Source organism: Fodinicola acaciae (assembly GCF_010993745.1).
Taxonomy (GTDB): Bacteria; Actinomycetota; Actinomycetes; order Mycobacteriales; family HKI-0501; genus Fodinicola; species Fodinicola acaciae.
Genome location: NZ_WOTN01000001.1, coordinates 535,839 through 548,006, shown reverse-complemented (window position 1 = coordinate 548,006; position 12,168 = coordinate 535,839). Strand labels below are relative to the sequence as shown.

Below are 12,168 nucleotides of genomic sequence, written 5' to 3'. Positions count from 1 at the left end.
CTGCTACTCGCCGCTCCAGCGGTTCGAGCGGCGGCGGAAGCGGTCCTCCAGCCGGTCCACGATCGAGGAGCGGCGGCGGGTGGTGGCGCCGCCCTCACCGGACTCGCCGCTCGGGACGGCCTCCAGTTGGCGGTGCCGGTAGGCGCTGAGGCCGAACACCAGGCCACCGAACATGGCGAAGAAACCGACCGCGGCGATCACCGGCACGCCGAGGACGTCGGGCTTGCCGAAGACGACGCCGACGCACACCAGCGCCAGTCCGACGACGGCGACGATGCTCGCCAGTACGACGCGGCGGCGGACGTGATGGCGCGGATCGGCGGCGCGTACGGTCGAGGCGAACTTGGGGTCTTCAGCAACCAGCGCACGCTCGATCTGCTCGAGCAGATGCTGTTCATGCTCGGAGAGCGGCACGGCACTCCTCCTGCGACTCGGCCACAGCCGCCGTGGCGGGACGACGTGCACGTCCCGCCGGTGACGGTCGTTCTGACTACTGACGGCGTAGTAACAACAGTCTACGAGCACGGGGCTCGTCCGGAAAGACAGACACTACGCTCGACCCGGTCTTCTCGGTGAGCAAACGATCACAGAACGGCCACAGCCGGGCCGCATCGGCTCACCGCCGGTTCGCCTGGAAAGATCCGCGCTATGTCACGCGCGCTCGACGAGGAGACCGCTCTGACCGACCAGACCGAGGCCACCGGCGACACCACCGGACCGTCGCCGGCGACACGCATCTGGAGTGGCCGGATCCACAACATCCTGGTCGCTTTGGTGGTGTTGGCGGGCATCTGCGGCGCCGTCCGGGTCTGGCTGAGCGACCGCGGACTGTGGAACGACGAGCTCTACATCGCCATCAACGTGCGTGACCTGTCGATCCGCGGCCTGTTCGGGCCGCTGCAGTACTACCAGATCGCGCCGCCTGGCTGGCTGGTCGGCGAGAAGGCCTTTCTCAGGGTCCTCGGTGACAGCGAGCAGGCGCTGCGGCTGCCGGCCTTGATCGGTACGGTCGCCGCGATCGTGCTCGCCGTGGTGGCCGCTCGCCGCGCGGCCGGTCCGTGGGCCACGCTGGTGACCGCGGCGCTGGTCGTCTTCTCGCCGCTCACGATGACCTACGCCGGTGAGCTCAAGCAGTATTCGATCGAGGCGGCCGTCGCGCTGGCGCTGATCCTGGCCGCTGACACGTACGCCTCCGACGATCGGGCCGGCATCCCCCGGTGGCGGCGCGCGGTCGGCTGGATGGTCGTCGGTGTGGTCGGCGGGCTGCTCAGCTACACGGCGTTGTTGGTGGTCACCGGCCTGGTCGTCAGCGTCGTCGGCTTTCTGCTGATCCGCCGCCGGCGGCCGGAGCTGTGGGTCTTCCTGCTGGCCAGCGTGCCGGTGCTGGCGGTGTGCATCACGCTGGTCGTACGCCGGCTGCTGCTGCCGCAGCTGTCCAACCAGTTCAGCTTCTTCCAGACCGGCGTGCCGCCGGCACATTCCGGCGTACCGCAGATCATCGGCTGGTTGCCGCGGATGTGGGGCGGCTTCATCGGCCAGGCCACGCTCGGTTGGACGCTCGCTCCACTGGTGTTGCTGCTGGTCGTCGGTGGTCTGGTTGCGCTGGTGCTGCGTGGCCGGCTGCTGTGGGCCGCGATGCTGGCGCTGGTGCCGCTGGCCGCGATCGGCGCCGCCGCCGTGCACGGCTTTCCGGTCGAAGGCCGGGTGGCGCTCTATCTGCTGGCGCCGATCGCGATCCTGATCGCGGCTTGCGTGGACGGCACGATACGCGGCGCCGCGTACGTTTTCCGCGCACTCAAAGGTGGCGAGCTGCCGGACCGCTGGTGGTCGCGTACGCGGCCGGTCGCCGCCACGATCGCTGTGGTGCTGGCGGTCGCCGCTGTGGTTTCTGTCGGTGGCACGGCGGTGGCCGCCGCACCGGCCGCCGTGAGCGGCGTCGGCGAGGTCGTCCAACCGTTCTATCGCGACAGGGGTCGTGACGTGGTGCGCGACGTTGCCGGCCGCCTGAAGCCGGGCGACGTGGTGCTCTTCTACCAGTTCAGCAAGCCGCTGGCCGCCTGGTATGGCCGGCAGCTGAAGATGCCGATCGTCGGGCTCGCCCAGATGGGGCCGCAGGACGCCAGCTGCAAGCCGGACACGGTGGCGAAGTCGCTGACCGGTGCCTCACGCGTCTGGTACGTGCACGGCGCGCGGCTCTCGACACATCCAAACGACTACCACGAGCGCGTACTCGCGGTGCTCACCAAGTCGGGCACCGTCGTCACCTCGAAGAGCTTCGGACCGCCGCGCGCCACGCTCATCCTGCCTGGCTGGACGCTTCTCGATCTGAAGGCCGGCCCAGCCAAGCAGCCGGTGACCGTACCACCCAACCCGAAGTTCGCCTGCCTGAGCGTCATTCCGCTGAAGTAGCCGGCTTCCTTACCAGCGTCGCCGGCCGGATGACGCCGCTGCCGAACCGCTTGGCGGCGGCGTCGACGGCCTGCTCGGCGTCGCGCCAGCCGTGGTCCGGCTCGCCGAGCATCAGCTGCTCGGTCATCCCGTCGGCGGAGCCGATCTGCTCCACCCGCACGCCGATCAGCCGGATCCGCGGCCGGTCCAGCCGCAGCGCGTCGTACAACCCGCGCGCGGTCGCGTAGATCTCGTGGCTGCTGTCGGTGCTCTGCGGCAACGTACGCGACCGCGTGATGGTCTTGAAGTCGGCGAAGCGCACCTTGATGCTGACCGTACGACCGGTGTAGCCGGCGGTCCGCAGCCTCTCCCCCACCTTGGTGGCCAGGTGCAGGATCTCCTTGTGCATCCGGCGGTGGTCGGTCACGTCCACGTCGAAGGTCTCCTCGGAGCCGATCGACTTGTCGTGCTCCTCGACCTGGACGCGGCGCGGGTCGCGGCCGTTGGCCAGCTCGAAAAGATGCGCGCCGACCGCCGCTCCGACGGCCTTCTGCAGGCCACGCAACGGCATCGCGGCCACGTCGCCGACGGTCTTGCAGCCGAGCCGGACCAGCACCTCCTCCGTACGCTGGCCGACGCCCCACAGCGCGCCGACCGGCAGCGGATGCAGGAAACGCAGCGTCTCGTCCTTGGGCACCACCAGCAGGCCGTCCGGTTTGCACAGCGAGGAGGCCAGCTTGGCGATGAACTTGCTGGAGGCGACGCCGACCGAGCAGGTGATGTCGTGCTCGGCCTGCACGCGCGCGCGGATCTGTTGCGCGATGGCGGCCGGCGAGCCGAGCAGCTTGACAGCGCCGGCCACGTCCAGGAAGGCCTCGTCGACGCTCAGCTGCTCCACCTGCGGCGTGAAGTCGGCGAAGATCGCCATCACGTCCCGCGACACCTCGCCGTAGAGGCCGTGGCTGGTCGGCAGGAACACCGCCTCCGGACAGAGCCGGCGCGCGACCGCGGTCGGCATCGCGCTGCGTACGCCGAACTTGCGTGCCTCGTAGCTGGCCGACGACACCACGCCGCGGCCACCGACACCGCCGACGACCACCGGCTTGCCGCGCAGCTCCGGCCGCGTACGCAGCTCGACGGAGACGAAGAACGCGTCCATGTCGACGTGCAGGATGGTGCATCCGGAGTCGTCGGCCGGCTCCCCTGGCCGGTTGGCCAGCCGCGGCAGGTGCTGGCTGCGGCCCACTACGTCGTCCCCGGTGACACCAGCAGCGGTACCAGCTGCTCGGCCGGCTCCATGCCGCCGTGCAGGCCGACCAGGTTGGACTCCATCGGCTCGCGTTCGGAGGCGATCAGCGCCAGGTCCGGGCCGGCCGACACCACCACGTCGCCGATCCGGTCGCGTACGCCGTCGTCGACGCGCGGACCGAACCAGCCGTCGGCGATCGCCTGCTCGCGCGTCACCGCGGTCGCGCGGTCGCCGAGAAACCCGGACCACGTCTCGCGTACGTCGTCGGCGGCGCCGGGACGCGTGTAGAGGTGCCGAGCGCGGCCCTCGCCGCCGAGCAGCACCACCCCGTCGCGCAGCTCCGGCGTCGTGTCGCAGTCGACGCGCTGCTCCGTCGGCACGTCGATCATGCCGTGGTCGGCGATGACGACCAGCGCGGCGTCAGGCGGCAGCATGTCGCGCAGCGCCCCGACCATCAGGTCGACGTGGGCGAGCTCGGCGCGCCACGCGTCCGACCGCGATCCGCGCACGTGACCGACCGTGTCGAGATCGGCGAAATACGCGTACGTCAGGGCCCACTCCGCCGAGGCGGTGACCGCGGCCGCGCCGGCGGCGAGGTCGCCGAGGCCGTACGCTGGGCGGAACCGCGCACCGCGGGTCGAGGCCCTGGTCAGGCCGCCGCCGTCGTGGAACTTCGGCCCCACGTGGTGCACCGCCAGACCAGCGCCGGCGGCCCTGGCCAGCACCGGCTCGTGCGGCTGCCAGACCAGCGGGTCGACCTCGTTGTCCCAGCGCAGCGAGTTCATGATCCGACCCTTGCCCGGGATCGCCACCTTGTAGCCGACCACGCCGTGCAGGCCCGGCGGCACGCCGGTGCCGACAGTGGTCACGCTGGTCGCGGTGGTGGCCGGAAAGGCCGTGGTGATCGACCGCTTGACCATCGCGTTCATGGTCGGCGCGACGTCCGGATGCGCCGTCAGCAGCTGCCAGCCGAGGCCGTCCACCAGCAGCACGCAGGCGCGGCGCAACGGACCGGTGGTGGCGGCCACGCCGAGCGTGTCGGTGAAGCCGGGGATGCCGAGCGCAGCCGCGACCGACGGCAGCACCACGGCGAGCGACCCGCGACCGTACGCAGGAAGATGCACGTTACCTCCTGGCCAGCAGGTGGAGCTGCGTCGCGAAATCGCGATAGGGCAGCCGGTCGGAGAGCGTCAGCTCCAGGCTGAGCAGATCGTCGGAGGGATGCTCGGCGTCGGTTGACTGGCCGGTGCCGTCCAGCAGGTCGGCCAGCACGCGTACGCCGTGCACCTGCTCGACGGTCAGGCCGGAGCCGGTGAGCAGCGCGACGACACCGGCCGGGTCGTATCGCCGCAAAGCCGTGTCGCCGCCGGGAAACCGGCCGTCCGGATCCGCCAGCGCCGCGGCCGCCAGGTCGAGGTGACCGGCGATCGCCTTGGCCAGCACGGCCGCCGCCCGGTTGGCCACCACCACGCTGGCCAGGCCGCCTTTTCGCAGCACTGCGCGGATCGCGGCGACCGAGCCGGCCGGGTCGTCGACGTGTTCCAGCACGCTGTGGCACAGCACGATGTCGGCCACCTCGTCGCCGACCACCGCGGCCAGCGTGGCGGCGTCGCCCTGCACCGCGGTGATCCGGTCGGCCACCTCGGCGTCGGCAGCGCGCCGGCTCAGCGTGGCCAGCGCGTTGGGGCTCGGGTCGACCACGCTCACCAGGTGGCCCTGGCAGGCCAACGGCACCGCGAACCCGCCGCTGCCGCCGCCGGCGTCGACGATCCGCAGCGGTCCGTCGGCGGCTCGGCGGTCGAGCTCCGCCTGCAGGCCGCGCCAGATCGCGGCGGTGCGTACCGAGGTCACGCAGATGACCCTACTGGTGAGGTCCGACATCCGTTTATTGCGTTGTCCGCGTGGCGTACGCATAGGTGATACTGCCTCGCGTGATCGATCTGCCGGACGACTACGTTGACGGCGTACGCGTGCTGCTGCGCGACCAGGCGGACGGCTGGCTCGCCGAGTTGCCCGGCCAGATCAAGCGGTTCGTGGACGAATGGCAGCTGACACCGGCGACCGGCGTGATGCACGGCATGTGCGCGATCGTGCTGCCGGTGACGACCACCGACGGCGCCGAGGCGGTGCTGAAGGTCGGCATCACCGGGCCGGACAACCTGCCAGAGGCCGAGGCGCTGCGGCTATGGGACGGACGCGGCGCCGTACGGCTGCTGCGGACCGATCCGCTGGTCGACGGCAAACGCGGTGTCGACCACAACGGTGACTGGTTTGGCACCAACGCGCTTTTGTTGGAGCGGCTGGACAACTCGCGGATGCTGGAGGATGTCGAGCACGAGACCGGCGCGGCGATCATCGGCCGGTTGCTGCGGCGGCTGGCCGTACGCGTCGAGGACTCGGTCGTGCTGGTGCGGCAGAACGACACCGCGGCTCGCTGGACGACCGAGCTGCCCGAGCGCTGGGACCGGCTCGGCCGGCCCTTCGACCGCCGGCTGCTCGATCTGGCCGTCGACACCTGCCAGCAGCTCACCGTGACCGAGCCGGTCGTCGTACACGGTGACCTGCACCAGATGAACGTACTGGCCAGCTCTCGTGAGCCGTGGCTCGCGATCGACCCGAAAGGCGTCGCCGGCGAGCCGGAGTTCGACGTCGAGCCGGCGCTGCGCAACTGCTGGGACGCTCTGGTGGAGACCGGTGACCTGCGGCGCGCTCTGCTGCGGCGGCTGGCCATCATCGTCGAGGCCGGTGAGCTCGACGGCGAACGCGCGCGACTGTGGTCGCAGGCACGCGCCGTCGACAACGTCCTGTGGGCGTACAACGACCAGGACCCGGAGTTTTTCAGCAACGCCTTGGAGATCGCCACCACCCTGTCCTGACAGCCACTCGCGTGGCGAGGCGACCTCACCGGCTCGGGGCGGGCCTCGGTTCTGGTTGTGTTGTCGGGGTTGGGTTTCATGATTGTTGCGTTTGGGGGTGGTTGGGTTTCGCCTGCGCGGCGGGCGCTCCTGTACGGAGGGCGACCTCAAGGGGAGGGGCGCGCGGGGTGTCGCTGTTGGTCCGGTTGAGTGCGGCGTGTGCGGTTTCGTACGTGGTGTGGTCCGGTGCTGCGGTGGCGTCTCGGTGGGTGGCGTGAGGGTCCAGTATGTGGGACGCGAAGGCGTGTGGAGCGCTAAATGTCTGCCTTGAGGGGTTCGCGGATGGCATGAATGTCGAGTTACTTGCGCTGGACGCAAGAAACAAGGCTTTCACACCACAGTGATCACCAGAGGCTGTGACGGGTGTGACTATTGAGGCTGATAATGCTGCTGTGATCGCTGGCGGCGCAGAAAATGTCCGTTTTGATGTCTTGTTAACCAAGTATTACGCAGCTGAGAACCACCCTGGAGGCGTGCTGCCGACCAGGCAGCACCAATTGGACGAGCGAGCCGGAGGGGATTCGAACCCCCGGTGGACTGCTGCAAGACCACGCAGCCCACCGCACCAGCGCCGGCTCTCGTACGAGGTTCAACGGATGAGAAGCCGGATTTTATCCGTACGGCAACGTTAACGGAAGTTCCGAGAGGTGGTCGCGATCCGCAGCTGCAAACGTTCCAGTCGGTAGGCGACCACGTTGACCACCGCGTCCACCCTCTCCAACTTGCCGAAGACCAGCAGCGCGGGGCTCACGTGTGCAACCCGCCGGTAGGCGGCCCACAGGCCCGGTGAGCACACCACGTTGACCATGCCGGTCTCGTCCTCCAGGTTCATGAAGGTGATGCCGCCGGCAGTGGCCGGTCGTTGCCGGTGGGTCACCACGCCGGCGACTCGTACGCGCCGACCGTTGTCCACTGTGGACAGTCGGTCGACCGCCAGTACGCCGAGGGAGTCAAGGTATTCCCTGGCGAACTCGGTCGGATAGCTGCCGGCGGACATGCCGGTGGCCCACACCTCGGCCATCGCCTCCTCCACGTCGGCCATGCCCGGCAGCATCGGCGGCCTGGCGCCGACCGCGATCGGCAGCCGGTCGGCGCGTTCCTGCGCGGCGGCGCCGGCGACCCACAGCGCTTCTCGTTTGGTCAGGCCGAAACAGCCGAAGGCGCCGGCGGTGGCCAGTGCCTCGGCCTGTCGTACGGTCAGGCCGACCCGGCGGGCCACGTCCGGCATGTCCGCGTACGGTCCGTTCTTCAGCCGCTCGTCCTCGATCCGCTGTGCCAGCTCCTTGCCGACCGTGCGCACCGACTCGATGCCGAGCCGGACGGCCTGCACCGGGCCGACGCCGTCGGCGTATCTGGTCGGGTCGACCGGCTCGAGTTTCGCCTTGGCCAGTGAGGCGTTGATGTCCACGCCGCGGATCGTCACGCTGTGCCGGCGGGCGTCGGCGATCAGCGACTGCGGCGAGTAGAAGCCCATCGGCTGCGCGTTGAGCAGCGCGGCGCAGAACGCCGCCGGAAAATAGAGTTTGAAATAGGCGCTGGCATAGACCAGCTTGGCGAAGCTGAACGCGTGGCTCTCCGGAAAGCCGAAGTGCGAGAATGCCTCCAGTTTCTGGTAGATATCGTCGGCGGCGGTGCCGGTGATGCCGTTGTCGGCCATCCCCGCGTAGAGTTTTCCTTTGAGCTCTTGCATTCGCTCCTCGGAGCGCTTGGATCCCATCGCGCGGCGCAGCCGGTCGGCGTCGGCGCCGTCGAAGTTGCCGATGGTGATCGCCATCTGCATCAGCTGTTCCTGGAAGAGCGGCACGCCGAGCGTACGCTCCAACGCGGCCTGAAGTTTCTTGTGCGGGTAGGTGATTGTCTCCTTGCCGCTGCGGCGGCGCAGATACGGATGCACCGAGCCACCCTGGATCGGCCCCGGCCGGATCAGCGCGACCTCGACCACCAGGTCATAGAAGTTGCGTGGCCGCAGCCGGGGCAGCGTGGCCAGCTGCGCGCGGCTCTCCACCTGGAAAACCCCGACCGCGTCTGCCGAGCACAGCATGTCGTAGACCCGCGGGTCGGTCTCGTCCAGCGTGTGCATCGGGTGGTCCTCGCCGTGATGGGTCCGTACCAGCCGCATCACCTCGCTCAGCGCGGTCAGCATCCCGAGTCCGAGCAGGTCAAACTTCACCAGCCGCGCATCGGCGCAGTCGTCCTTGTCCCACTGCACGACGGTGCGGTTTTCCATGCTGGCCCACTCCACCGGCACCACCTCGCTCACCGGCCGGTCGCACAGCACCATGCCGCCGGAATGGATGCCCAGATGGCGGGGAAACTTCAGCAGCTCGTTGGCCATGGCGATGACCGGCGCGGGGATGTCACTGTCGGCCGGCAGCGGTCCCCAGTGGTCGATCTGCTTGCTCCACGCGTCCTGTTGTCCTGGCGAATAACCAAAAGCCTTGGCGATGTCGCGTACGGCGTTTTTCGGCCGGTAGGAGATGACGTTGGCCACCTGCGCCGCGCGCTGCCGGCCGTATTTGCGATAGACGTGCTGGATGACCTCCTCGCGGCGGTCGGACTGGATGTCCAGGTCGATGTCCGGATAGCCGTCCCGCTCCGGCGCCAGGAAGCGCTCGAACAGCAGGCGGTGGTGTACGGCGTCGACCGCGGTGATCCCCAGCGCGAAGCAGACCGCGGAGTTGGCCGCCGAACCGCGGCCCTGCACCAGGATCCCTTCCTTGGCGCAGAAATCCACGATCTCCTTGACGATCAGGAAATAGCCGGGGAAGTTGAGGCTTTCGATGACCTCCAGCTCGTAGTCGATCTTTTCCTTCGCCCGGTCGAAATGCGGCTTGCCGCCGAACCGCTCGCGCCACCCGGCGTAGGCCAGCTCGCGCAGATAGCTGGCCTCGGTGTGACCGGCCGGCACCTCCCGCGGCGGCAGCTCCGGCTCCACCAGGGAAAGATCGAAGGCACACGCCATGCCAAACTCGGCGGCTCTGGCCACCGCGCCGGGATAGCGCGCGAACAACCTGTCCATCTCGGCGCCGGAGCGCAGGTGCGCGGTCGCCGCGGCCGGCAGCCAGCCGTCCATCTCGTCCAGGCTCCGGCGGGCCCGTACGGCCGCGAGCGCGGTCGCCAGCCGGCGCTGCTGCGGGATCGCGTAATGCACGTTTCCCGTTGCCACGGTGGGAAGTTTCGCCGCCGCGGCCAGCTCGGCGAGCAGGTCGTTGGTCTCGCTGTCGGTCGGATTGCCGTGGTCGATCAGCTCGACCGCGACGTTGCCACGGCCGAACAGTTTGACCAGCTTGGTCAGCTCGGCCAACCCGGCGTCCCAGGCACCGGCCGCCGTGCTCTGCGCCGCGATGGCCTGCCGTACGGTCCCCTTCCGGCAGCCGGTCAGCACCAGCCAGTGGTCGCGCGACATCGCCGCGAGCGCGTCCAACCGGTAGTCCGGCCGCCCTTTCTCGCCGCTGGCCAGCAATGCCGAGCTGATCCCCCGGGACAGCCGGCGATAGCCTTCCGGGCTGCGCGCGATCACCAGCAGGTGGCTGCCTTCCGGATCGGCGACGCCGTTCTGCCGCTCGGTCAGGCCGAGGCTGAGCTCCGAGCCGAAGATGGTCGGCACGTTGACTTCCTTGGCGGCCTGGGAAAAACGTACGACGCCGTACATGCCGTCGTGGTCGGTGATGGCCACCGCGGACAGCCGCAGCGCCGCCGCGGCGGCCACGATCTGCTCCGGCTGGCTGGCGCCGTCGAGGAAACTGAAGTTGGAGTGGCAGTGCAGCTCGGCGTACGGGACGGGGTCGCCGGTCTGTTCCGGCACCGGCGGCCGCTCTGGCCTTTCCGGCTCGCGGTGCCGGCTCCAGCCCGGCGCGTCGCCGCCGTCGCCGTGCTGCCCGGCCTGCTCCGGCGACTTCCAGGACAGCGCGCGGTTGAGCTGCTGCCACGGCACGTCCGGGTTGTTCCACCCCATTGTGTGAACGTCCTTCAGTCGTAGATGCCTTCGACGGTCCAGGTGCTGTTTTCCAGCGACAGCAGGAAAGCGGTGGCGGCCAGCCGGTCGCGACGAGCGGTGTCGTCGGCGAGGACGATCTGGAAACGCGCGCGGCGGTTGGCGGTCACCTGGTCCCACCAGCGCTCGTCGACCGGCCACGGACCGGCCCAGGCGAGCACGCCACGCGGTGGCCGGTCGCCAATCGTGACCCAGTGCGGCGGCGCGCTGAGCTCGTGGCGGCCGGACAGCGTCACCGGTTTGCCGGCCGCGTCGCGTACGGCCGCCGGCATCGGCTCGGCCGGCAGCACCGTCGGGGACGGACTCGGCAGCCGGCCTGGCCATGGCGGCTCGGCCGGCAGCGCCGGCTCGCGGTCGTCGCGCCACGGCACCAGCCGTACGCGGTCGGCCGGCCCGCGGCCGCCGCCGAGCACCGGTGTGAGCACCGCCTCCGGTCCGAGCATGCCTTGTACGTGCGTCAACGCGCGGTGCGCGCGCTCGTCACGCTCACCGACGTCACCCCACAACCCCGCCTGCAGGCCGGAGTGGTCGACCACCTCGTCCGGCACCAGCCGGAGCATGCTGATGCCGGCGGTCGGCGTGTCCACCGCGCCGCCGCGCGCGACCGCGGTCAGCCAGCCGTCGAGCTGCCAGCGGACTCGGTCGGCCACGTCGCCGACGGTCAACACGCCGTCGTGGCGCCAGGTGCGGGACAGCTGCTCGCCGTGCTCGGTGTGCGCCTCGATGACCAGCCGCGTACACGCCACGCCGTGCGCCGCCAGCACGCGGTGGAACCGGCCGGCCAGCTGCCGCGCCACGAACGCCGCGACATCCACCCGCTCGATCGGGTCCTCCGGCTCCAGCGTGACGGTCAGGTCGGCCGGCGGCCGGCGCGCGGCCGGTGGATACGGGTCGACGCCGCGGGCCAGCCGGTGCATCCGCTCGCCTTCGACGCCAAACCGAGACGCCACGTCGCTTGCCGGCAGCGCGGCGAAGCCGCCGAGCGTACGCAGGCCGAGCCGGCGGAACAGCTGCACGTACTCCTCCAGCGACTCGGCCACCGCCCGATGGCTGCGCGCGGCCGCCTGCCGGCCGGCCGGGCCGGCGTCCCAGCCGACCGCCAGCTCGCCGATGTCCAGCGGAGCAAGGAAACCCGCCGACTCGCCGGGCTCGACCACCAGGCCGCGCCGAGCCGCCAAGGTCGCGGCGAACAGGCCGTCGGCGATGCCGGCCTGCGCCTCCACGCCGGTCTCCGCGGCCACCTGCTCGACCAGCCGCTGCGCGGCCACCTGGTCGCCGCCGTAGTAACCGGACGGACCGCGGGCGGCCACCGAGACCAGGCCGGGACGCACCACCTCGACGCCTGGCGCCAGCTCCTCGGCGGCCCGTACGATCGGCTCGAACTCACGCGCGTCGCGCTCCGGGTCGGCGGCCAGCACGGCCAGCTCTGGACAGCGTGCCTGCGCCTCGCGGCGGCGCAGGCCGCGGCGTACGCCGTCGACGCGCGCCGGCGCGGAGCAGGCGACGACCCGGTTGCCGACCAACACCGCGGCCGGCTGGTGGGTCGGCACGCCGTCGGCCGCCATCGCGGCGATGACCGGCCAGTCCGGACACCACAGCACCAACGTGCGCACGGCCATGGC

At 70.3% G+C, this 12,168-nt stretch carries 8 protein-coding genes and 1 tRNA gene; 2 read left to right on the top strand and 7 right to left on the bottom strand.

From position 1 onward, the window contains the following. Positions 1 to 3: 3 nt before the first annotated feature. Entirely contained in the window at positions 4 to 414 is a 411-nt protein-coding gene (locus tag GNX95_RS02535) for a DUF3040 domain-containing protein (protein WP_163505529.1), read from the bottom strand. A gap of 234 nt (positions 415 to 648) precedes the next feature. Here GNX95_RS02535 and GNX95_RS02530 point away from each other — a divergent pair, with 234 nt between their 5' ends. After that, complete coding sequence (locus GNX95_RS02530; protein WP_163505528.1) at positions 649 to 2,409, top strand: glycosyltransferase family 39 protein; 1,761 nt, start codon at positions 649 to 651, stop codon at positions 2,407 to 2,409. Here the strand turns inward: GNX95_RS02530 and GNX95_RS02525 are convergent. The 3 genes from GNX95_RS02525 to GNX95_RS02515 are packed head-to-tail and all read right to left on the bottom strand — an operon-like array spanning position 2,393 to position 5,488. Then, positions 2,393 to 3,634, bottom strand: coding sequence for a DNA polymerase IV (locus GNX95_RS02525; RefSeq protein WP_163505526.1), 1,242 nt, complete (start codon positions 3,632 to 3,634; stop codon positions 2,393 to 2,395). The two genes, GNX95_RS02530 and GNX95_RS02525, sit on opposite strands and share 17 nt — an antisense overlap. After that, positions 3,634 to 4,761, bottom strand: a complete 1,128-nt coding sequence (locus GNX95_RS02520; protein ID WP_246281491.1) for an alkaline phosphatase family protein — start codon at positions 4,759 to 4,761, stop codon at positions 3,634 to 3,636. Before GNX95_RS02520 ends, GNX95_RS02525 begins: the two co-directional genes overlap by 1 nt. 1 nt (position 4,762) lies before the next feature. Beyond that, positions 4,763 to 5,488, bottom strand: coding sequence for a class I SAM-dependent methyltransferase (locus GNX95_RS02515; protein WP_222853352.1), 726 nt, complete (start codon positions 5,486 to 5,488; stop codon positions 4,763 to 4,765). Positions 5,489 to 5,568: 80 nt separating this feature from the next. Here GNX95_RS02515 and GNX95_RS02510 point away from each other — a divergent pair, with 80 nt between their 5' ends. After that, the gene (locus tag GNX95_RS02510) at positions 5,569 to 6,513 is read left to right on the top strand and encodes an aminoglycoside phosphotransferase family protein (RefSeq protein WP_163505522.1); all 945 of its coding nucleotides are present in this window, start codon (positions 5,569 to 5,571) and stop codon (positions 6,511 to 6,513) included. Between the two features lie 545 nt (positions 6,514 to 7,058). On the opposite strand, the gene GNX95_RS02505 is transcribed toward GNX95_RS02510, so the two are convergent. The 3 genes from GNX95_RS02505 to GNX95_RS02495 form a co-directional block, all read right to left on the bottom strand. After that, positions 7,059 to 7,130: transfer RNA gene (locus tag GNX95_RS02505), tRNA-Cys, on the bottom strand. Between the two features lie 50 nt (positions 7,131 to 7,180). Continuing rightward, entirely contained in the window at positions 7,181 to 10,507 is a 3,327-nt protein-coding gene (locus tag GNX95_RS02500; RefSeq protein ID WP_163505520.1) for an error-prone DNA polymerase, read from the bottom strand. A 14-nt stretch (positions 10,508 to 10,521) separates the two neighbouring features. Beyond that, positions 10,522 to 12,165, bottom strand: a complete 1,644-nt coding sequence (locus GNX95_RS02495) for a DNA polymerase Y family protein (RefSeq protein ID WP_163505519.1) — start codon at positions 12,163 to 12,165, stop codon at positions 10,522 to 10,524. Between the last annotated feature and the right edge of the window lie 3 nt (positions 12,166 to 12,168).

Bases quoted from the DNA above. Each gene is read 5' to 3' on its own strand.
- GNX95_RS02495 (WP_163505519.1), bottom strand. From the start codon at position 12,165: ATGGCCGTGCGCACGTTGGTGCTGTGGTGTCCGGACTGGCCGGTCATC.
- GNX95_RS02530 (WP_163505528.1), top strand. From the start codon at position 649: ATGTCACGCGCGCTCGACGAGGAGACCGCTCTGACCGACCAGACCGAG.
- GNX95_RS02500 (WP_163505520.1), bottom strand. From the start codon at position 10,507: ATGGGGTGGAACAACCCGGACGTGCCGTGGCAGCAGCTCAACCGCGCG.